The 22469-nt window shown below is 71.3% G+C and carries 14 protein-coding genes and 2 pseudogenes; 11 read left to right on the forward strand and 5 right to left on the reverse strand.

What is annotated here, in order from left to right:
- Nucleotides 1-13: 13 nt before the first annotated feature.
- From DVK44_RS33860 to DVK44_RS33895, 8 genes are read left to right on the forward strand one after another with little or no spacing between them, the layout of a single operon-like run.
- Nucleotides 14-1141 carry a hypothetical protein gene (locus DVK44_RS33860; RefSeq protein WP_114664432.1) on the forward strand — a complete coding sequence of 376 codons (1128 nt, stop codon included), beginning with the start codon at nucleotides 14-16 and terminating at the stop codon, nucleotides 1139-1141.
- Nucleotides 1142-1150: 9 nt separating this feature from the next.
- A complete protein-coding gene (locus DVK44_RS33865) occupies nucleotides 1151-1663 on the forward strand; it encodes a phage baseplate assembly protein V (protein WP_114664433.1) in 513 nt (170 codons plus the stop codon).
- Nucleotides 1664-1665: 2 nt separating this feature from the next.
- Complete coding sequence (locus DVK44_RS33870; protein WP_114664434.1) at nucleotides 1666-1995, forward strand: hypothetical protein; 330 nt, start codon at nucleotides 1666-1668, stop codon at nucleotides 1993-1995.
- A 3-nt stretch (nucleotides 1996-1998) separates the two neighbouring features.
- On the forward strand, nucleotides 1999-2370 hold the full coding sequence (locus DVK44_RS33875; RefSeq protein ID WP_228447484.1) for a GPW/gp25 family protein: 372 nt from the start codon (nucleotides 1999-2001) through the stop codon (nucleotides 2368-2370).
- Entirely contained in the window at nucleotides 2367-5414 is a 3048-nt protein-coding gene (locus DVK44_RS33880) for a putative baseplate assembly protein (protein WP_114664435.1), read from the forward strand. Before DVK44_RS33875 ends, DVK44_RS33880 begins: the two co-directional genes overlap by 4 nt.
- Complete coding sequence (locus DVK44_RS33885; protein ID WP_114664436.1) at nucleotides 5411-9256, forward strand: putative baseplate assembly protein; 3846 nt, start codon at nucleotides 5411-5413, stop codon at nucleotides 9254-9256. Before DVK44_RS33880 ends, DVK44_RS33885 begins: the two co-directional genes overlap by 4 nt.
- The gene (locus DVK44_RS33890; protein ID WP_114664437.1) at nucleotides 9253-11457 is read left to right on the forward strand and encodes a hypothetical protein; all 2205 of its coding nucleotides are present in this window, start codon (nucleotides 9253-9255) and stop codon (nucleotides 11455-11457) included. Before DVK44_RS33885 ends, DVK44_RS33890 begins: the two co-directional genes overlap by 4 nt.
- 32 nt (nucleotides 11458-11489) lie before the next feature.
- Complete coding sequence (locus DVK44_RS33895; protein ID WP_114664438.1) at nucleotides 11490-12962, forward strand: DUF6519 domain-containing protein; 1473 nt, start codon at nucleotides 11490-11492, stop codon at nucleotides 12960-12962.
- Between the two features lie 431 nt (nucleotides 12963-13393).
- Here DVK44_RS33895 and DVK44_RS37445 read toward each other — a convergent pair whose 3' ends face one another.
- The 3 genes and pseudogenes from DVK44_RS37445 to DVK44_RS38015 all read right to left on the reverse strand — a co-directional run.
- The gene (locus DVK44_RS37445; RefSeq protein ID WP_231717299.1) at nucleotides 13394-13969 is read right to left on the reverse strand and encodes a tetratricopeptide repeat protein; all 576 of its coding nucleotides are present in this window, start codon (nucleotides 13967-13969) and stop codon (nucleotides 13394-13396) included.
- A 97-nt stretch (nucleotides 13970-14066) separates the two neighbouring features.
- Nucleotides 14067-15461: pseudogene (locus tag DVK44_RS33900) on the reverse strand (tetratricopeptide repeat protein); the annotation flags it as partial.
- 112 nt (nucleotides 15462-15573) lie between these two features.
- A pseudogene (locus DVK44_RS38015) lies at nucleotides 15574-15681 on the reverse strand (hypothetical protein); the annotation flags it as partial.
- 121 nt (nucleotides 15682-15802) lie between these two features.
- Between DVK44_RS38015 and DVK44_RS33910 the strand changes: the two are divergent.
- Nucleotides 15803-16045, forward strand: a complete 243-nt coding sequence (locus tag DVK44_RS33910; RefSeq protein WP_114664440.1) for a nucleic acid-binding protein — start codon at nucleotides 15803-15805, stop codon at nucleotides 16043-16045.
- A 243-nt stretch (nucleotides 16046-16288) separates the two neighbouring features.
- Here the strand turns inward: DVK44_RS33910 and DVK44_RS33915 are convergent, their stop codons facing one another.
- On the reverse strand, nucleotides 16289-16849 hold the full coding sequence (locus tag DVK44_RS33915; RefSeq protein WP_114664441.1) for a Uma2 family endonuclease: 561 nt from the start codon (nucleotides 16847-16849) through the stop codon (nucleotides 16289-16291).
- A gap of 222 nt (nucleotides 16850-17071) precedes the next feature.
- Nucleotides 17072-18172, reverse strand: a complete 1101-nt coding sequence (locus DVK44_RS33920; protein WP_114664442.1) for an IS110 family RNA-guided transposase — start codon at nucleotides 18170-18172, stop codon at nucleotides 17072-17074.
- A 526-nt stretch (nucleotides 18173-18698) separates the two neighbouring features.
- On the opposite strand from DVK44_RS33920, the gene DVK44_RS33925 reads away from it, so the two are divergent.
- Both DVK44_RS33925 and DVK44_RS33930 read left to right on the forward strand, forming a co-directional pair.
- On the forward strand, nucleotides 18699-19913 hold the full coding sequence (locus tag DVK44_RS33925) for an IS110 family RNA-guided transposase (RefSeq protein ID WP_114664443.1): 1215 nt from the start codon (nucleotides 18699-18701) through the stop codon (nucleotides 19911-19913).
- A gap of 878 nt (nucleotides 19914-20791) precedes the next feature.
- On the forward strand, nucleotides 20792-22360 hold the full coding sequence (locus tag DVK44_RS33930; RefSeq protein ID WP_162794206.1) for a hypothetical protein: 1569 nt from the start codon (nucleotides 20792-20794) through the stop codon (nucleotides 22358-22360).
- Nucleotides 22361-22469: the final 109 nt, after the last annotated feature.

Raw genomic sequence — 22469 nt, forward strand, 5'->3', positions numbered from 1 at the left:
GGAGGAGGGACCGATGGCTGAGGCGCCCGCCCGGTTGTTGCTGATGATGGGCCGGCAGATCGCGGTGCCTGCCCCGGAGGCGGTGACCGAGGCGCTGCTGTCGGCGCAGATCACGGTCAGCGCGGGGCAGCGCAGCGGGTTCCAGCTGGCGTTCGACCTGTCGAAGAGCGGGCTGATCGGGCGGACCCTGCTGCCGTCCGGGTTCTTCGACCCGCCGACCCGGGTGGTGCTCACGGCGATTGTGCGGGGGACGCCGTCGGTGCTGATGGACGGGGTCATCCTGCGGCACGAGGCCGGAGTGAGCGGGGTGCCGGGGCAGTCGACGCTGACGCTGACCGGTGAGGACCTGACGGTGCTGATGGACCTCGAGCAGCGCGAGGGTGTGGGGTATCCGGCGATGGGCCCGGCGGTCCGGGCGGCGACGATCATCGCGCAGTACGCGCAGTACGGGATCGTGCCACTGGTCGTCCCCGAGCTGGTGCCGCAGACGCCGCTGCCGACGCAGCGGGTGGACGTCCAGACGGGCACCGACCTCGGATATCTCAACGAGCTGGCCAAGGCGAACGGGTATGTCTTCTACCTCGACCCCGGTCCCGTGCCGGGGATCAGCAAGGGCTACTGGGGACCTGAGGTGCGGCTCGGCGTCCCGCAGCACGCGCTGACCGTGAACGCCGACCATCTGTCGAACGTGGACCAGATGACGTTCGGGTTCGACGGATCGGCCCGGGAGCAACCGGTCGCACGGATCCAGATCCCCACCACCAAGGTGGCGCTGCTGCTGCCGGTGCCCGAGGTGAGCGTGCTGCGGCCCCCGCTCGCGGCCCGGCCGGCGCCGGCGCTGAAGAGGAAGGTGATCGCGGACACCGCGAAGAAGGAGCCGGCACAGGCGCTCGCCGAGGCGCTGGCCAAGGCGGCCGAGTCGTCCGACGCGGTGAGCGGCTCCGGCCAGCTGGACGTCACCCGGTACGGGCACGTGCTGCGGCCACGCGAGCTGGTCGGCGTGCGCGGGGCGGGGCTGACGTACGACGGCCTCTACTACGTGAAGTCCGTGACGCACAACCTGCAGCGCGGCTCGTACACCCAGAACTTCACCCTGGCCCGCGAGGGCCTGGCGTCTCTGACCCCGGCTGTGCTCCCGTGAGGACGACAGATGCCAGAAGCGACCAAGTATCTCGGCAAGTACCGCGGCACCGTGGTGAACAACGTGGACCCGTTGCAGCAGGGCCGGATCCAGGCGACGGTGCCGGACGTGCTCGGCGACACCCCGTGCACGTTCGCGATGCCGTGCCTTCCGGTGGCCGGTCCACAGACCGGGATGTACGCCGTACCGGTGGTCGGGGCCGGGGTGTGGATCGAGTTCGAGCAGGGCGACCCCAGCTACCCGATCTGGACGGGCTGCTGGTTCGGCCCGGTGGCCGAGGTGCCGCCGGCCGCGCTGGCCGGACCGCCGGGGCAGCCGAACATCCTGCTGCAGACCCGCGGCCAGTACAGCGTCCTCATGTCCGACCTGCCCGGCGGCCCGGGCATCACGCTGCGCTCACCGGGCGGGGCGGTGATCACGGTCAACGACACCGGGATCCTGATCAGCAACGGCAAGGGCGCGACGATCTCGCTGGTCGGCAGAGTGGTGGACGTCAACACCGGCGGGCTCACGGTGACTTGACCATGACCAACGTGCTGCATGTGAACGCGACGGTCAGCTGCCCGCACGGCGGGCGGGCCTCGTATCTGCCGGCGTCCCCACGAGTGAACCTGTCCGGCCGGCCGGCCGCCACCATGGCCGGCACCTGGCTGATCGCGGGCTGCCTGTTCACCGTCGGCACCAAGCCGCAGCCGTGCGTGACGATCCGCTGGGTGACACCCGCGGCCCGGGTGACGGTGGGCGGGGCACCGGTGGTGACGCAGGCGTCGACCGGGCTGTGCCTCAGCGCGGAACAGGTGCCGCAGGGGCCGCTGCTGGTGACGGTCGTACAGCAACGAACCAAAGGGGTCTGAGCAGTGACCGAGCGGATCGACATCGACTTCCCGTTCCGGGTGGACCGGCGCGGGCGAACCGCGGACGTCGGGTACGGCGGCCACATCCGGGACATGATCGAACTGGTGCTGTTCACCAGCCCGGGCGAACGCGTGATGAGGCCGGACTTCGGCTGCGGCCTGCTGGACCTGGTCTTCGCGCCGAACAGCCCGGAGCTGGCGGCCACCCTTCAACTCGCCGTCCACGCACAGCTGGAGCGCTGGCTGGGTGACGTGATCCAGATCGACGCGGTAGTCGTCGAGAGCAACGACAACGTGCTGCGGGTCCGGGTGGCATACCTCATCAGGGCGACCGGTGACCGCCGCACCGAGACCTTCGAGGGGAGGGAGGTATGAACGCCGGGGGGACGACACGGAGTGGGACCGGGCGCAGGCGTGCGGATGTCAGGACCGCGCAGCTCAACGGCGTCGATGCCGTGGAGGCGCACGACGACGGGCTGACGCTGGTGGTGACGTTCCTCGGCAAGGCGCCGAAGCGGCTCGCCCCGGGCAACATCCGGATCGACGGCGGCCGCCGGATCACCGGTGTGCACGTCACCGAGGTGACGATCGAGCGCGAGGAGGAAGCGGACCTGGACGACAGGGTGTTCGTCGTGGTCGACCGCACCGGCGACACCTCGCCCTACACGCTGTCCGTGGTGGAGCCGGACGCCTACGGGCGGCCGGGGACCGAGCCGCTGGCCGGGTTCGATCCGCGTTACTCCCGGGCCGACTTCGTGTTCCACCCGCAGAGCCCGGCGCAGTCCGACTGCGTGTGCGGGTGCGGCGGGGAGCACCACGGCACCCGGCCGACACCGGTGATCGACTACACGGCACGAGACTATGCGACGCTGCGCCGGCAACTGCTGGACCGGATGACGCTGGTCGCGCCTTCCTGGGTGGAGCGGCGTGTGCCGGACCTCGGGACGACCGTGGTCGAACTGCTCGCGTACGTCGGCGATCAGTTGGAGTACCAGCTGGACGCGATGGCGACCGAGGCGTACCTGCACACCGCGCGGCGGCGGACCTCGGTGCGCAGGCACGTCCGGCTGGTCGACTACCTGATGCACGACGGGTGCAACGCGCGTGCCGCGGTGACGCTCTGCGTGGACGACGAGGTGACGCTGCGGCCGGGCACGTTCCGGTTTGCGGCGATCGACGTCAGCCAGGTGGACCCGGTGGAGCGACCGGACCTGAAGGCAGTCGTGACCGATGGGGCGCTGGCCGCCCTGCCGCCGGCTGTGCGGACCGAGGTCTTCGAGCCGGTCGCGAGCGGGGAGACCGAGCTGCGGCCGACGCACAACCGAATCCGGTTCCACATGTGGGGCGACGAGGAGTGCTGCCTGCCGAAGGGGGCCACGTCGGCGACGCTCGTCGACGACGGGCTGTACCTGGTGCCCGGTGACCTCCTGGTGATCGAGGAGGTGCTCGGCCCACGCACCGGCTCTGCGGCCGACGCCGACGCGGCGCACCGACAGGTGGTGCGGCTCACGTCGGTGACGCCGGCGTGTGACGCGCTCTACGACCAGGCGGTCGTGGAGGTCACCTGGACCGACGAGGACGCGCTGACCTTCAGCGCTTGTCTGACGACCAAGGGCGGCCCGGCATGCGAGCGGCTGGTCGACGTGACCGTTGCGCGGGGCAACGTCGTCCTGGTCGACCACGGGCGGGACCTGACGTTCTGCGGTGGGCATCCGGAGGAGTACGAGGTCCCGTCGGCGCCGGTGCCCCCGCTGGTGTGCGAGCCCGGATGCTGCCCGGACCGCCCCGAACAGGGGCCCACCGGCGCGGCGGTCGTGGGGCTGATGACGGTGGCGCGGCGCGGTGAGCAGCTCACCGAGGAGCAGGTCACGACGCTGCGCGGGCTGGTCGGCCGGGCGGCGCTGGACCGGGCCGGGCTCGACGCCGGCACGCCCGCGGCCGATCAGGCGGAGGGCCTGGACACGCTGCTGGCGCAGCTGAGCCACCCGGGAGCGGTGGAGCCGTTCCACCCCGAGCTGACCGGCAGGCCGGTGACGCAGCGGACGGCGTACCCGGACCCGGCGCTGGTGTCGTCAGGGCAGGCGGACCTGCTCGACGGCATTGCGGCGCGGGCCAAGGAACGGGTCACCGCGATGTGGCGCGCGGCCCGCCCACTGACCCGGGAGGAGATCGCCGAACTGCGGCTCCTGGTCGGGCAGGCGGTGCTGGACCGGCTCGGGTTCGCACACGACGAGGCGCGGGCACTGCGCGACCTGCTGCTGCGCTACGAAACGCTGCTGGGGGCGAAGATCCGGCGGCTGGCCCGGTTGTCCCGCCGGGCACGCGACGGCGAGGTGCTCGGTGGCTGGTTGACGGACGAGCTGGCGCATACCTGGGGTCTGTCGTACACCAACGGCCTGCGGGCCGACGACCCGCGGCTGGCCGGGCCTGCCTCGGCCGCGCTCACCCAGGACCCGCGCGCCGCGCTGCCGGCAGTGACTGTCACGGGTTGCACGCCGGACGGCACGCAGGCTGGGGAGTGGACGCCGCGCCGCGACCTGCTGACCGCGACGCCGGACACGAAGGCGTTCGTCGGCGAGGCGGAGCAGGACGGCCGGCTGGCCCTGCGGTTCGGCGACGGCGTGAACGGCGAGCTACCGCCGGCGGGCGGGCGGATCGCGGTCCGCCACCGGGTGGGCAACGGTACTGCGGGCAACGTTGGTGCCGAGGCGATCGGGCACCTGGTGCTGTGCGACGGCAACGACGACGCCGTCACGCTGGTGCGCAACCCGCTGCCGGCGCGCGGCGGGACCGAACCGGAGGCCCTCGACGACGTACGACGGCTCGCGCCGCTGCAGCCTCACCGGGTCAAGCTCCGGGCGGTGACCGCGGACGACTACGCCGAACTGGCCTCGGCGGTGCCGGGTGTGCAGCGGGCGGCGGCCGACTTCCGCTGGACCGGCACCGGCCAGGAGGCGCACGTCGCGGTCGACGCCCCGGGTACCGGGGCGCCGACCGCCGAGTTGCTGGCCCGGGTCGGGCACACGCTGGACGGCGTGCGGCGGATCGGGCACGACGTGGTCGTGCGGCCCGCGACGGTGGTGCCGGTGGACCTGGAGCTGCGGGTCTGTGCCGCCGCCGGCCACCAGCGCGGCCACGTCCACGACGCGGTGCGGCGGGCGGTGCTGGCGCTGTTCGCGCCAGACACGGTGACGTTCGGCGACCCGGTGCGGATCAGCCGGGTGGTCGCGGCGGCGGCCGCCGTACCGGGTGTGACGAGTGTGCTGGTGATCCGGTTGCGGAGGCTGTTCGCGCCGGAAGCCGGCGAGCTGGACGACGGGCTGCTGCGGATCGGACCGTTGGAGGTCGCACAGCTGGACGACGACCGCGACCGGCCGGAGAACGGTCGGTTGCACATCGAGATCGGGGGAGACCGATGAGCGAGGGCTGTCGGTGCGGCGCGGGCAGCGGGGACTGCTGCACCGGAATCGAACCGAGGACACCGTTCGGCCGGGCGAACTCGCCGGGGCTGCCGCAGATCGCGTACCGGACCGGTGACCACCACGCGTTCTGGTCGTCGATGCTGGCGCGGCTGTCCAGCCCGGCGTACCCGGAGCTGCGCGACCTGCTGGTGCGCACCCCGGACGACGCGGCGCTGTCGTGGCTGGACGCGTGGGCGGTGCTGGGCGACCTGCTCGGATTCCACACCGAGCGGGTGGCGAACGAGGGCTACCTGCGCACCGCGACCCGGGCGGACTCGCTGCTGCTGTTCGGCCGGCTGGTGGGGCACACGCCCCGGCCGGGTGTCGGCGCGGGCGTGTACCTCGCCTACCGGGTGGACCGGGACCGGGCGGTGACGGTCCCGGCCGGGTCGCGGGCGCAGAGCGTGCCGGGGACGGACCAGGAGCCGCAGTCGTTCGAGACCGTCGAGGACCTTGCGGCACGCGCGGCGTGGAACGACCTGAAGGTGCGGCTGCGGCGGCCCTACCCGGTGCGGCTGCGGGCGGACCGCACGATCGACCGGCGCGAGGTGCACCTGGCCGGCGCGGGGGCGCGGCTGCAGACCGGTGACCGGCTGCTGTTCGTGTTTGGCACCGAACCGGGGCGGCAGGCGCTCGACGTGGTGCAGGCGAGCACCGTCGACGAGGCCCAGGGGATCACCTCGGTGCTCATGCCGGGAGCGAAACTCCCGACGTTCACCGCGCTGCAGGACAGATTCCGGGACACGGTCGCCGAACTGCTGGAGGACGACAAGTACCGCACCAGCAGGATCGTCAGGCGGTATGTCGACGCCGTGCTCGTGCCGCTGCGCGACCGGCTGCCGTCGGAGCCCGACCCCACTGAATCAGTCCCGGTCATCCTGGCCGACCGCGACGAGGACGGCGGGGACCCGGACGCGATCACGACCCCGACAGGGTTCGCGCGGGCGCTCAACAACGCGCTGCAACTGCTGGAGGAGTCACTGGCAGCGGCAGCGCCGTACCCGGCGGTGCACGACTTCCTCACCGCGCTGCGCACGGACCTGACCGGGATCCGCACACAGGCCGGCCGGCTGGAGCCCGAGCAGGACCGGCCCACCGACGAGGACGAGACACTGTTCGACAAGCTCGCCCTCGCACGCTTCGTCGCCACCGGCAACGGCGCCACCGGCAACGGGTCCCGTGGTGCGCAGCCTGCCGAGGACGACCCGGCCCTGCTCGGACTGGCCGCTCTGATCGGGTCGCTGCGCAAGCCGCTCACGCCGCAGCCGTCGTCCGCCCGCGCGCTGCGGCTGGACCCGGCGGACGTGTTCGGCACCGGCTCCGACGCCGGCGTCCGGCTGCTGACCGCGCTCGACCCGCGCCTCGCCTCGCTGTACGAGGCCTGGCGCAACGTCAACCTCACGAAGCCGCTGCCGCTTGCCGGGCTGCAGACGATGCGCACGGTGGCGACCCCGTTCGGCGCGACCGCACCGCTGCAGCCGGACTACGCGGACAACGGGCGGATCGTCGGGCACATCGAGTGGCCGCTGACCGGGTCGAAGTCGCTGACCTTCACCGTCGAGTACGACGACGGCGAGCCAAAGACGCTCATCGCGCGGTGGATCGAGTCCGGCAGCCCGGTCGGTGAGTCGAAGGACCTGCCGTTCGACGGTTCGATCCGGGTCGGGCCGCTGGAGGTTCGGGTCACCACCACGACACCGGACGACACACCGGCCACCGTGGCACTGCGGTGCTGGGGCAACGACATCGCACGCGCGGTCACGTTCACCGGTCCGAAGCCGCACAGCGGCACACCGTACGGAAAGAGCACCGTCGAGGTCGCCCCGACGTTCGGGGCCGACCCGGCGTCAGTCGGCAAGGACCTCGAACCCGGCGAGGAGGAGACCACCACCCACGGCGGCGTCAACGTCGTACTCGGCCGGGCCGAGCGGGCCGACGACCCGGACAGGGTCACGGTCGCGCTGACCACCACCGGCACGGTGTCGCCGAAAGTGCTCCTGCTGGACGCCGTGTACCCGGGGATCGGCCCGGAGAGCTGGGTCGTGATCGAGCGGCCGGGCGCCGTACCGTCGCTGCAGAAGCTGATCACCCGGGTCGAGACCGCACGGGTCGTCTCGCAGGCCGACTTCGGGATCACCGGCAAGGTCACCGAGCTGACACTGGCGGACGCGTGGCTCGGCCCGCAGGACACACAACTGTCCCAGATCCGCAGGACCACGGTGTACGCCGGCGGTGAGCCGCTCACTGTCGCCACCGAGCCGATCCCGGACGACGTGGCCGGCGGTGTCGTCGAACTGGCCGAGCTGTACGACGAGCTGGAGCCGGGCCGCTGGGTGATCGTGGCCGGTGAGCGCACCGACATCCCGGACACACCGGGGGTGAAGGCCGCCGAGCTCGCGATGGTCTCCGGTGTCTCGCACGCGGTGGACCCGGCCAAGCCCGGGGATCCGGTACACACCACGATCACGCTCGCGGGACCGCTGGCGTACACCTACCGCCGCACGACGGTGACGATCCACGGCAACGTCGTGCGGGCCGATGCCGGCGCGACCCGGGACGAGCCGATCGGCAGCGGCGACGCGGGACAGGCCGGGCAGACGTTCACCCTGTTCGCCGCGCCGCTGACCTGGCTGCCGGCCGACAACCCGCGCGGCGCACGCAGCACGCTGCAGGTGCGGGTCGACGGGGTGCTGTGGCAGGAGGTGGACAGCCTCGCCGGTCAGCCGCCGACCGCGAAGGTCTACGTCACCAGCACCGGCGAGGGGGGTCGCACCATGGTCGGCTTCGGCGACGGCGTGCACGGCGCCCGGCTGCCGACCGGCCACGAGAACGTCCGGGCCCGCTACCGGGTCGGGACCGGTGCCGCGGGCAATGTCGCCGCCGACACCGTGACCACGCCGCTGACCCGCCCGCTCGGCGTCACCGCTGTCACCAACCCGCTGCCGGCCGGTGGCGGGGCCGACCCGGACGGGCTGCGGCAGACCCGGCGGCAGACTCCGCTCGCGGTGGCGGCGTTGGACCGGCTGGTCGGGATCACCGACTACGAGGACTTCACCAGGTCGCGGGCCGGGATCGGCCGGGCCGCGGCACGGCGGATCTTCGGCGGTCGCGAGCTGATGCACGTCACCATCGCGGGCGCCGGTGACATCACCCTCGACGAGGACGGCGAGGTCGTCCGGTCGCTGCGCTCCGCGCTCGCACTGTACGGCGACCCGCAGCTGCCGGTCCGGGTCGACGTGCGTGAACTGGTGCTGCTGGTGATGTCGGCCGGGCTGAAGATCGCGCCGGATCAGTCCTACGACCTGGTGGAGCCGAAGGTACGGCGCGCGCTGCTGGAACGGCTCGGGTTCGACAGCCGCGAGCTGGGCCAGCCGGCATACCTGTCCGAGGCGATCGCCGCCGCGCAGGCGGTGCCGGGCGTCGAGTACGTCGATGTGGACGTTTTCGCCGGTGTCCCGGGCAGCATGACGCCGGCCGGGCTGCAGAAGCTGGCGTCCACGCTGACCACGCCGAACCCGATGGTGCCGGCCAGGCAGGCGTCGTACACGGTCGAGTACCACGACGTACGGCCGCCCGCCGGCAGCCAACCCGCTTCGTACAGCGAGTCGTTGACGCTGGTCGCCGCGCGCAACGGCATCTCGGTTGCCGAGCTGCTCCGGCTGAACCCCGGGCTGCCACCGGCCGAGCCGCTGCCGGCGGGCACCCGTGTTGTGGTGTTCGCGGGTATCCGGCCCGCGCAGCTGGTGCGGCTGTCACCCGCTGTCCCGACCACTTTGATCCTGAAGGAGGTACGCCGATGAGCCGCACGCCGGACCGGCTGAGCGAGCTGATCGCGCTGCACATCCGCAAGACCGATGCCGAGAACGGGTCCGCGCTGCGGGCGCTGCTCGCGGTGATCGGCGAGCAGGTCGACCTGGTGCAGAGCGACCTGGAGCGGCTGTACGACAACTGGTTCGTGGAGACCGCCGAGAGCTGGGCGATTCCCTATCTGGGCGACCTGGTGGGCTACCGGCTCCTGCCCGGCCACGAGGAGGCGCTCGCGACGGCGACCACGGACCGGTTGGTGGCCCGGCTGGCACCGCGGCGGGACGTCGCCGCGACAGTGGGGTCGAGACGGCGCAAGGGGACGCTGCCGATGCTGGAGGAGCTCGCGTCATCGGTGGCGGACTGGCCGTCGCGGGCGGTCGAGTTCCATCGGCTGCTGCTGCGCGACCAGCCGATCAGGCTGTACCCGTCCTCGGACGAGGCCGCGGCGCGCCGGGCGCGGGCGGCGCCGGGGCTGGTCGACGTACGCGACGACGCGGAACTGGTGGGGATCGGTGGGCCGTTCGAGACGCAGGGCCACCTCGCCGAGGCCGCGCGCATCAGCTCGTCGCGGCGGCAGGGACGGTACCGTCCGGCGAACGTCGGAGTGTACGTGTGGCGGCTGAAGCCACAGCCGCTGACGTACGCCCCGGCGTACTGCATCGACCGGGCGCGCCATCAGTTCACGTTCTCGATCCTCGGCAACGATGTGCCGCTGGCGACGAAGCCGGTGCCCGAGCCCTCGTCGGAGCACATCGCGGGACGGGAGCACGTGCCGGCGCCGATCACCCGGCGCGAGCTCGCCGACCGCCTGCCGGACTTCTACGGCAGGGACAAGAGCTTCGCGATCTGGCGTGACGGGCAGCCGGACCCGGTGCCGGTGAGCGACATTGTGGTGGCCGACCTGTCCGGCTGGTTCTACCGGGCGCGGCGCGGCCAGGTGGTCGTGGACCCGGAGCTCGGGCGGATCGTGTTCGGGGCGCGGTCGGCGCCGCGGCGCGGCGTGTGGGTGAGCTACCACTTCCTGCAGCCGTCCGCACTCGGCGGCGGGGAGTACCCGCGGGATCTGACGACGCCGGGCGCAGCGAAGGTGTACCGGGTGGGGCCGCAGGAGGAGTTCGAGCGGATCCAGCTGGCCTACGCGGCGTGGCAGCGCGACAACGCTGATGGAGCCCAGCCGGAGGCGGTGATCGAGATCGCGGACTCCGGTGCGTACCAGGAGCAGCTGGAGTTCGTGCTGGCGCCGGGGGACCGGCTGGAGATCCGCGGCGCCGAGCGGAAGCGGCCGGTACTGCGGCTGCTGGACTGGTACAGCAACCGGCCGGACTCGCTGCTGATCCGGGCGCTCTGCGCGAAGGAGGGCGACGACCGGCCGCCGCCGCGGTTCGTGCTCGACGGGTTACTGATCACCGGCCGTGGGGTCAGCGTGACCGGGCCGATGGGTGCGGTCGTCGTACGGCACTCGACGCTGGTGCCCGGGTGGTCGCCGGAGCCGCGCTGCCGTCCCACGCACCCGCAGGAGCCCAGCCTGGTGCTGGAGAACACCACGGCATGCGTGGAGATCGCGAACAGCGTCGTCGGATCGATCCTGGTGGTGAACGACGAGGTCGGGACCGACCCCCTCAGGGTGTGCGTCACCGACTCGGTGCTGGACGCGACCGGTGCGGACCGCGAGGTGGTGTCGGCACCGGAGTGCCGGCACGCGCACGCGGAGCTGACGGTGCGGCGCTCGACAGTGATCGGCGAAGTGCACGCGCACGCGGTCCGGCTGGGCGAGAACGCGGTCTTCGACGGCCTGATGCACGTCGCGCGGCGGGGGATCGGATGCCTGCGGTTCTGCTACGTTCCGCCGGGGTCGCGGACGCCGCGCCGGTACCACTGCCAGCCGGACATGGTCGGGGAGGACCTGCGGCGGCTCGCCGAGTCCGGTGACGTGGACCCGGCCGACCTGCCGCGGCTGCGCTCGCTGGAGGCCGCGCGGGTGAGGCCACGGTTCACCAGCCGACGGTACGGGACGCCTGCCTACCTCCAGCTTGCGCTGTCGTGCGCGGCGGAGATCGGCCGGGGCGCGGACGACGGCTCCGAGCTGGGGGTGCTGCACGACCTGTTCCAGCCTCAGAGGGAGGACAACCTGCGGGCGCGGCTCGCGGAGTTCTCACCCGTCGGCATGGACGCCGGGATCGCCGTAGTCAACTGACACAGCGTCAATTCATTGCTCGGGAGGGAAAGATGCACGGCGATTTCTCGCGCCGGACGTACCGGCCGGAGGAGCACTATGTCGCGGTGGCCAGCCAGCAGGGACGGGTGCTGCTGGACGCCGAGTCCAACGAGCAGGCCGATCTCGGTCTGTCGGCCGATCGGTCACTGGCCGCCGACCTGATCGGCCGGCACGGCGGGCCCGGTGACGGCTTCAGAATCGAGTACAGCGCGGAGTCCGAGGGCGAGAAGGCCTCGCTCACGATCGCGGCCGGCCGGTACTACGTGGACGGCATTGCGGTCGACGCCACCCGCCCGGAGCCGCTGCCGGCGGTGGACGAGTACGGCGGCCGGCCGACAGACGCCGGCCACGACCACGCCGGGCACGCTCTCCCGGACACCGCCGCGAAGAAACCCGTCGTGGGGCAGAGGACGGCGTCCGCGAAGGCCGAGGCGACGGCCGACGAAGGCACGGAAGCCGGCCGGTGGACGTACTGGGACCAGCCGTACGCCTACCGCGACCTCGAACGGGACGCCGACGAGCTGCCGTCCGGCCCGTTCCTGGCCTACCTGCGGGTGCACGACCGGCTGGTGACGGCCGTGCAGGACCCGCTGCTTCGGGAGACCGCGCTCGGTTCCGCGCTGCCCGACACCACGGCGCGGGTGCGGGTCGACTGGGAGGTGCTGCCGCTGGAGCTGCAGAGGAGCCGGCAGCGTGATCCCGCGAGGGCGTTCGCCGAGTGGGTCGCCACGCAGCAGGACCGCACCTGTCGGCTCGCCGCGCGCGCCGAGCGGCCGGCGCGGGTCGAGGACGATCCGTGCCTGGTCGCGCCGGACGCGCGGTACCGGGGACCGGAGAACCAGCTGTACCGGGTGGAGATCCACCGCGGCGGCGAGGCCGGAGAGGCGTCGTACAAGTGGTCGCGTGAGAACGGATCGGTGGTACTGCCGCTGACCGGAATCGACGACGCATGGGCCACCCTGGAGGCGCTGGGCCGCGACGGCAAGTTCGACCTGGACATCGGCACCTTCGTCGAGGTCTGTGATGACGCGTCCGTCGGGCGCGGTGAGATCTTCGACCTTCTCCAGGTGGTCGAGGTGGACCTGCCCGGACGGCGTGTACGCCTGTCGGCAGAACCGGACCGCACGGTCGGACGGCATCGCGGGCGCCATCCCCACCTGCGGCGCTGGGACCAGCCGGAGCGGCGTCGACGCGGCGCGCCCAGGCTGGAGGGCGGCGCGGTGAAGCTGGTAGAGGGCGAGTGGATCGACCTGGAGGACGGGGCGCAGGTCTACTTCGCGCCCTGCGGGCAGTACGCGTCCGGCGACTACTGGACCTTCGCCGCCCGCACCATCACCGGCGCCGTCGAGTGGCCCACGGACGCGGCGGGGCGGCCGCTGCTGGCATGTCCGGAAGGCGTCGCCTACCACTATGCGCCGCTGGCGTGGATCAGCGGCGGCAACGCCTTGGACCTACGGAAGGTTTTCAAACAGCTCACGGCATGACCTGCCACAGCCGCAGATGAGTCCCGCGTCCACGGCTGTGTCTGACGGCACTGGCCTGTGCGAGTTCGATCTGGAGGCTGACGATCGCAGAGGCGTTCTCCGCCAGGCCGGGGGCGTGTACCAGTTCCGGTACGCCCGGCTGCAAGGACAACTCGCCACCCGCCCGGGAACGTCAGAGGCGTCTCCTTGACCACGGGACGGCCTGACGCCGGGCGAACCGGACGGACGCCCCGGCTCCTTCCCGCTGCTGGCTGGCGTACGGCTCACCGACCACTGCCAGCGGCACCGTGGGGCCGGCACCCATCTGCGCCTTCGGGCAATACCTGGCTCACATGGCGCAGACGCCTTCGCACGTGTCGAGGACATGAATCCGAGCGAGCCGAGTACGACACCGATTGCCACATCTGCATTGACGATCCGGCCGGCCCGGCTCAGCGCGTGGTGCCGAGCCGGGCCGCCGCAAGGTATTCCGGGTGCAGCGGGCCGAGGGTCGAGGCGAGTGCGGCGAGTGCTCGCCGGACCCGGGGGACGGTTGCCGGGCTGGAGGTGGTGGCGAAGGCGTTGAGATGACGGAGGACCAGTCTGTCGGGGTGCTCGGGCCCGATGGTGTCCGGTGCGGCGGCGAGCGCGGGCGCGGAGAGGGCGGCGACCTGGTCCGGATGGCCGGAGCCGAGCGCGATCCGCGCCAGAACCGTGCATGCCTGGACGGCGGTCGGATGGCCCGGAGCGTCTTCGGTCAGCGCGGTGGACCACACGTGCTCGGCCAGGTCGGCTGCTTTCTCGGGCCGTCCGTCGGCGAGCAGGGCGTCGGCGAGGACGACGGCGGTCTGCCGGGTGGTCGGATGCCCGGTGTCAAGGACGGCGAGCGCGTCTTCGTAAGCCTGCCGGGCGTGCCCGACCGCGACCGCGGTGCGTCCGGCGCGCCGGCAGGTGACGGCGAGGTTGGCTCGGGCCCAGACGGTGCTCGGATGCCGCGGTCCGTTGACGCGTTCGCGCCGGGCCAGCACGTCCTCCTCGACCGGGATCACCGACTTGGCGAAGCCAGCGCGTGAGCGCATGGCGGCGAGGTTGCCGGTCAGCGGCCAGGACGCGGGGGTCGTCGGGCCCCAGCGCCGCGCGCCGCGCGGACTGGACGGGATCCAGCAGGGCGGCGGCGGCCGCGAACCGGCCGGCCCGGTGAGTTGCCGCCGCGAGGTCCGCCCGGGCGGTGAGGCTGTCGGTGTGGTCCGGCCCCCACAGCCGCTCACGGATGTCGAGTAGCTCGTGCTGGAGTGTCAGCGCCTCACCGGTCCGGCCGAGGCGGCCGAGCATGATCGCAATGTTGGTCCGGGCGTTGAGGGTGTCCCGCGTTTCCGGCCCGACCCGCTCGGCGAGTTCCGCCGCGACCCGGCGCATCAGTTTCAGTCCCTGGGCGATGAGACCGGCCTCGTCCAGGGCGAGGGAGAGTTGCAGGCGGAAGTACGAGCGGACGGCTGCGTCCAGGGCGGCGGCGTCGGCCCGTGCCACCACGTCCTCAAGCTCCGCAAGCATGTCGGCGGGCCGCCCGGCCGAGCCCAGCGCGCGGGCCCGGTCGCAGCGGTTCGTCAGTATGGACTGGTGGCCGGGCCCGAGGAGCTCGGTGGCGAGTTCCACATTACGGCCGTGCAACTCGGCGGCGGCCCGGCTGTCGCTGAGTTCCGACAGGCTGTGGGCGAGGTTGTTGCGGGTCAGCCTGGTGTCGGGATGCCCGGGGCCGAGCGCTGTGTCGCGCAGCCCGAGCACCCGCTTCTCCAGAGCGACCGCCTCGCCCACCTGGTCCGCGTCCCACAGATGCGCCGCGAGGTTGACCTCGGCGGTGAGGGTGTCCGGGTGCTCCGGGCCGAGCAGACCGCGGCGCCCATCTGCCACCTCCACGGCCAGCGCAAGGGCTTCGTCGAACTGGCCTTCGGCCTTGAGCGCCGCGGCGAGGTTGGCCTTGGCCCGGAGCGTGCCCGGGTGGCTGAGGCCGTGCAGGCCGGTGAGGTGGCGCAGGACGTCCCGGCCGATCTCGACCGCCTCGGCAGTGCGGCCGATACCTGCCAGGGCGGGTGCCAGGTTCCCGCGCGCTGATGGTGGCGGGCGCCAGTGGCCCGTGCACCCGCGCGGAACTCTGCGCGATCGCTTCGTCACCGCGGCCGACTGCTCCACCAGCCCGGCTGCGTAGAGCGCGACACCGAAGTTGACCGCGGCCGACAGGCTCTGCGGATGGTCCTCGCCGTAGCGCTCCACGGCACCCACCAGGGTGGTGTGGGCGGTCTCGACCGCCCTGGCGGGATCTCCCGCCTCGACGAGCATGTTCCCCGGGTCGCTCCGGGCGAGCAGGACGGTCGGATGGCCGGCGTCGAACACTGCTTCGACATCGGCCAGTAACCGCTCCTGAACTGCGACCGCCTCGGCCGCGCGGCCCGCCTCGTGAAGGGACCGTGCCAGCCCGGTCCGCAGCGTCAGCACCAGATGAGCGCCTGACGTGCCGGTCTCCACGGCCCCGGTCCAGCAGCCCCCGGGCCAGGTCGAGGGCCTCGGCGTGCAGGCCGAGCTTGGACAGCCCGGCGGCGAGGTTCGAACCGGCGGTCAGCGCGATCGGGTGGTCCGCTCCGAGCGCCTCGGCCGCGTCGGCGGCGATCGCGCGGAACTCGTCGACGGCCTCCGTCACGCGTCCGCAGCCCTGCAGGGAGAGCGCCGCGTTGTTGCGGCTGTTCAAGGTGCTCGGATGGGTGAGGCCCAGGGTGGCGGCCTGAACTGCCAGGACGGCACGGTTCCCGGCGAGGACCAGACACCGCTACACCCAGCTCTGCTCCGAGCTGCCATGGTCGGTCGAGCCGATGCCCGGCTGGCAGAACGAGACGCAGAACAGCTCCTCCAAGCCGGACAGCCCCGGATACACCGATGAGCAGCAGCAGGTGACCGACCTGCGGCGCCGACTGGCCGACCTGTCAGCCGCAGTGATCACACACGAGTTCTGGGAAGGACTGGACGACGTGGTGGCCGCCCGGATGGCGCTGAAGCAGACCGCGCACAACAGCCCGGTCGAGTCACGCGAGGCAGGACAGGCTCCGACGCCGTAGCCTGCGCCGTATGCACATGGGCCCCGAACCGGCCGTACGGTCCCCGAGACCGACGTTGTCCACGATGCACCGGCCTCGATCAAGCAGGTCCCCCGCGCCCAGCACCGCCTCCAGGCCGCCGCGACCGAGGCCGCCGCCCAGCCGGCGGCGGCTGGGCGGCGCGTTCCACGGCCCTGCAAAAAGGCCCCTGCTCCTGCCAGTGGAAACCGGGGGCGCGGGGGCCTGCTCGTGCGTGGCGGGGTGCTACCTGCGGACCAGGGATCCGGGGTCGAACTCGATCGGGAACGGCTCGTCGAGGCGGGCGACGGCGCCCGTCAGGAACGGCGGCTGGTCGGCGTACGTACCCTGGAGGCGGCCGACCAGGAGCCGCGGTGCGGGCTCCAGCTCGATGCGCCAGTAGTACTCGATACCCGCCGCCGCGTACAGCGATGGCTTCAGCTTGCGGTCGGCGACCCGGGGCGACGGCGAGGCGATCTCCACCACGGCGAGCACATCGTGTGCAGAGACGGCGACGCCCGATTCCGCGGCGGCCGCCGCGTCGACGATCGCGAGATCGGGGATCAGCATGCCGTCCGGGACGACGACGTTGATCGCCTCGAACACCTCCACCTCGGCGCCCGCCCGCTCGGCGGCCCGCTCCAGCAGAACGTGCAGCCTGTGCGATGCACGCTGATGCGGCAGACCGGGCGCGGGACTCATCATCAGCGCGCCCCCGACCAGCTCGACACGCTGGGCGGCGTCCTCGGACAACGCAAGGACATCGGCCAGCGTCCACGGTCCGGCGTGGCTGTAGGAGACATTCACGTTCCTTTCACCTCCTCGCGGGTGGTCTCCAGTGTGACCCGGCCCCGTACCGGATGTCAGCTCCGGCAACCCACCCGGCACGATCAGTAGCGGTTTCGTCCGAACCCGTACGGCAGGTCCCGGAGCGCGACCTCATGACGTCGTGCGGGTCGGACAGTCCACGGCGGGATACGTGGAGTTCCTGCTCGGCCCGCAGGTTGCCCCCGAGGCTGCTATGTCGTGTCAAGCGGCTTGAGTGAGTTCTTTGATGTTCCCTGTCTTGGTGCGTTCGGTGCGTTCGGTGCGTTCGGTGCGTTCGAGGGTCTTGAAGATTGAGCGGCAGATGACGCGCTTGAGGCATCGCTGCGCGTCGCGGGAGGTCTTTCCCTCGGTGATCTTGCGGTTGACGTATGCCTTCGTGGCAGGGTCGAGGCGCATGCGGATCAGGGTGATCGTGTGCATGGCGCGGTTGAGCTGCCGGTCTCCGCTGCGGTTGAGCCGGTGTCGGTTGGTGAGCCCGGAGGAGGCGGGGATCGGCGAGACGCCGGCGAAAGACGCGAAGGCGGCTTCCGACCGGAAGCGGCCCCGGTGGGACCAGCTGACCAGGATCTGAGCTGCGGTGATCGGCCCGACACCGAGCAGTCCGAGGAGCTCGGGGGCGACCTCCCGGACCAGGGCGAGGATCTCTTTCTCAAGGTCTTTGGCCTCGGCCTGCAGGGCCTGGACGCGCAGGGCGGTGGATCGAAGGGCCCGCGCTGTCATCCGGTGCTCAAGGTCCCGTGCCGGGCGGTCCCGGAGTTGGGCGCAGTGGGTGAGCTGGGCCGGACGCTTGAGTTTCCGCAGTTCGGCCCGGAGGTCGTCAGGCGCGGAGACGATCAGGGCCTTGAGCTGGTTGATCGCCGCAGTGGAGGCAAGGACCGCGCCCTGGCGGGTGGCGAGAAGGACACGCAACGCCTCGCGCTCCCCTCGAAGTCGGGGCTGGATCAGGTGCTCGGTGGCCAGGGCCTCCTTCGCGGCCCGGACGGCATCAAGTATGTCGGTCTTGCGCCCACCCCGGTTGGCGGCCCGCTTAGGACGGCAGACCTCGACGACGTGCTCGCCGGCCTGGTCGAGGAAGGACGCGAGTCCGGCACCGTAACTGCCGATGCCTTCCAGGGCCCAGCAGCGACGGCCCGGGACATTTTCGCGGGCGAAGTCCAGCAGGCGACGGTAGCCGCGGGCATTGGCCGGGGAGTCGGTGCTGGCCAGGACAGCGCCGATCGGACTGACAGCCGCTGCCGCGAGGGTGTCCCGGTGGGTATCGACGCCGATGACGCCGTCGACCTGTTCTGCGAGGATAGCCACGTGGTTGTTCTCCTTGATGGGCGGACGACTGTGGTCGGCGCCGGCCTGGATGGAGTCACCGCGTGGCGGAACTGTGATGAGTCACGCCGCAAGGCGGACAAGCTGCTGATCAAGCCAACGGGTGGGCCAGGTCGGCGCCGATGTCCGGCAGACATCTCGGGGGAACGGCAGCCCCTGACGGGACGCCAGTTATGTTTCGAGTCATGCCGGATCATCGGCGTCGAGCCTGGCAGCAACCCATCCCGGGCCGCAGAAGAACTCTCACAGTTATGTTCTTCGCGGTCCTGCAAGAGGGCCGCTGGCCTCCGGGCCCGGTATGACTGTGTCCCCTCTGTCGAACAGATGACCTGGGGGGTGGTGTCGCCGGGTCCGTGGGGTGCCGTCGGAGACGCTGATGAGAGACCCGGCCACCGCCCGGTCCGGCGCAATGCCGGGCAGTATGCGGGCGGCAGGTCTGCATAACGTGGATGCGCGAGCGCGGTGCCATTGCCGAGGCCGGCAGGAGCAACCACCTGGGAAGGGTGCGATGTTAGACACCGATGGCGTGGGCGTCTTCCTCGGGATGGACGTCGGCAAGTCCGCCCATCATGGCCACGGCCTGACTCCGGCGGGCAAGAAGATCTTCGACAAGCCGATGCCCAACAGCGAACCGAAACTGCGGGCCGTCTTCGACAAGCTCAAGGCCAAGTTCGGCACCGTGCTGGTGATCGTCGACCAGCCCGCATCGATCGGGGCTCTGCCGCTGACCGTCGCCCGGGACGCGGGCTGCGAGGTCGCCTACCTGCCCGGACTTGCCATGCGGCGGATCGCCGATCTGTATCCGGGCGAGGCGAAAACGGATGCGAAGGACGCGGCGGTGATCGCGGACGCGGCCCGGACGATGCCGCACATCCTGCGTTCACTGGAGCTGACCGACGAGATCACCGCCGAGCTCACGGTGCTGACCGGCTTCGACCAGGACCTCGCCGCCGGGGCCACCCGCACCAGCAACCGGATACGCGGCCTGCTCACCCAGTTCCACCCCAGCCTCGAGCGCGTGCTCGGCCCGCGGCTGGACCACCCCGCCGTCACCTGGCTCCTTGAGCGCCACGGATCCCCGGCCGCTTTGAGGAAAGCCGGCCGCCGCCGGCTCGTCGAGCTGATCCGGCCCAAGGCTCCGCGGATGGCACAGAGGCTGATCGATGACGTCTTCGACGCCCTCGACGAGCAGACCGTCATCGTTCCCGGCACGGGCACCCTCGACATCGTGATCCCGTCCCTGGCCGCCTCGCTCGCAGCCGTCCACGACCAACGCAAGGCACTCGAAGCCCAGATCAGCACCCTGCTGGAGGCCCACCCTCTTCACCAGGTCCTGACCTCGATGCCGGGCGTCGGCGTCAGGACCGCCGCCGTCCTGTTGGTCACCGTCGGCGACGGCACCGGCTTTCCAAGTGCCGCCCACCTCGCCTCCTACGCAGGCCTCGCTCCCACGACGAAATCGTCAGGGACCTCGATCCACGGCGAACACGCACCACGCGGCGGAAACCGGCAGCTCAAACGCGCGATGTTCCTCTCCGCCTTCGCCTGCATGAACGCCGACCCGGCATCACGCGCCTACTACGACCGGCAAAGAGCCCGCAGCAAAACGCACACCCAGGCACTCCTGCGACTCGCCCGCCAACGCATCAGCGTGCTGTTCGCCATGCTCCGAGACGGCACCTTCCACGAATCCAGAACCCCCACCATCACCCTCACCGCCTGACCACCCCAACCACACGCAAACCAGACGCCATGTCCTTGACGAAGGACATAGAGACACCCCCCGTGACCTAATGTGATCAGCTGTTTTCGGATCGGTGAATCAGTCCCGACGCAGCAGGCGGCCCCGGACAAGTCGGGCCGTACGGACGGCCGGACTGCAGCGAGCAGCTCGTCCGGGTGACGGATCAGGGACTCGGCGCGCCAAGAGGCACGTCCAAAATCCGCGCACCGCTACACGGAGACATGAGCTCACCGCGGTGACGGTGCTGGTCACAGGGGTGCAGCTTCCGGCCGGTCGGCCGGAAGCTACGAAATCTGCACGCGCGGGCCCCCTGGGAGGCGCGGGTCGTCAGGACAGTACGGAGGCTTGTGGGACGGGGGCGTGGCGGCCGTCGCTCAGCTCTCACCGAATGGCAGCACCCCGCCGAGGTGCACGCCGACCCCGAGCTGTACACCGTGCTCACCACCGACTCGGGCCAGGACTACGGCCGCGCGACGGGCTCCAGGGCCCTTGGGGGGCGCATTGTTCCAGCGGCGGGTCGGCTAGGTGATGACTTTCGGTGAACTTCGTTACGCGGGAGCGAGGATGTGTAGGTTCAGGTCTCTGCTCAGCGTGAGCGAGTCGTCACTGCCTCCCGTCGTTCCGGCGGGCCCTTCCTCTGACGGTGAGCGCTCCCAGCGTGCCTACGGGCCATCAACTGGGTCTGTCTCAGTGCGGTACGTCCTTGCGACTGCGCGACCGCGTCGCTGCCCCCGGTTCTGTGTGGGCGTCGGCGGTGTCGTGGGATTCCGGTCCCGAGCGTCGGCCCGCCTGGCGTGGGCCATGTCCCCGATCAGGCGGCCTCCGAGAAGCGCCGCACCACGACACCATGGATGATCATGACGATTCCGCTCACCTTCGTCGCCCCCGGCGGCGACGAGGACGACCACGCCCAGGGTGCCGTCGGCAAGCTGACGACCGAACAGATCGCCTCCTTCGCTCCCGGCCTGCTCGACATGGAGCCCGCCCCGACCCCAGCCGAGCTGAAGGAACTGGCTACCGCCGCGCAGGACCACCCGTCGGTGGTCCTGCCGGCCGAGGTCCTCCGGGCGCTGTTCGCCGGGACCACCCACCCCGACGAACTGCTCGACCAGCTTGACCACCCCGAGGCCGTCGCCCAGCAGCTGAACACCCGCCCCGGCCGCAGCCGGCAGAAGCCCAAGCGCAAGGTCTCCCGGCTCGGCCGCCTCTCCCGGCTCAGCACCAACACCGGGTACGCGGCGGTCGTGCGCAGCCCGCTGCACCAAATCGCCGGGATCATGACCCTGCCGGTCAACCCCCGGTTCCTCGCCGCGATCCAGCATGCCTTCACCAAGGGCCGCACCACCGACCCCACGATCGAGGGCAGCATCCCTGGCCTGCTGGAGATCCACCTGCCAGCCAAGCAGGACCTGGTCGACCTGATCACCACCACGGTCACCCATCACCTCCTGGACTACGACTGGTCGGACTCCATCGCCCGCACCGGCGTCCAGGAGCCGCTGACGTGTATGGCCTTGCGTGTGCACTACGCCGACGGCACCAGTGAGGTCTTCGTCGTCGCCATCGACGGGCAGTCCCGGCTGACGTCCGCCTGGCGCAACGTCCTAGGCATCGGCGACAAGAAGCTGACCGACGCCACGGCGCCCTTGTACGCCGAGAAGATCGTGGGCCGCATGTTCGCCCACGACGCCGTGGCCGCGTCCCGCAAGGCCGTCAACGGGGCACTGAACGCCGCCCGCGCGAGCTCCTGGACCGCCAACGAGCTGGAAACCCTGCACTCCCGCCTCGCCCCCGTCAACCTCGTAGTCGGCACCTACACCAGACTCGGCGAGCCCTGCGAGGCCACCACCTGGTTCACCGAGCATCTCACCCAGATCCACCTGCGCCCCCGGCACTGGAGCGGCGGAAGCGACCAGGAGAAGGCAGTCGCCGATGCCCTGATCGCCGCAGTCCACGCCGGGAAGATCACACCAACCCTCGCCAGCGCCTTGTCGGGACGTCTGCACGGCCTGGACTTCACCCACGCCACCGGCCTGCCCCACCACCCTGCCTTCGCCCGCGCCCTGCTCTTCGAGACAGTGCTCTCCGCTGACGCTGGCGCGCTCATCCGCTCCGCCATCGCAGAGGGCCTCTCGCTCGACCCCAGCAGCAAGGACTTCCCCCGCGAAACTCCTGAAAACCACAGCGATCTTCTCCACCCGCTACCTGCGCTCCGACGCCAAGACGGTCTTCCCGAACATGGTGCACACCTGGGACAACGGCGGCTCGATCATCCGCACGATGTGGAACCGCCTGGCCAAGGGGGCGGACGCCTTCACCCTGACCCGGCTGCGGGACGACCAGGACGACGAACCGTACAAGAGCGCCTCCAACCTCGTCGAGCAGCTGCGGCGGCGAGCCAAAGACGACGTCCCCGGCGCCCGTGACGAACTCGCCGTACTCGGCGGGGACGCCCTCACCGTCGCCGAGACCCTGGGCCGCGACCGCGGGTCCAAGGAAGATCTGGTCTCCGAGGAGCCCGTGAACGGCAAGACC

This window comes from Streptomyces paludis (assembly GCF_003344965.1).
GTDB classification, from domain to species: domain Bacteria; phylum Actinomycetota; class Actinomycetes; order Streptomycetales; family Streptomycetaceae; genus Streptomyces; species Streptomyces paludis.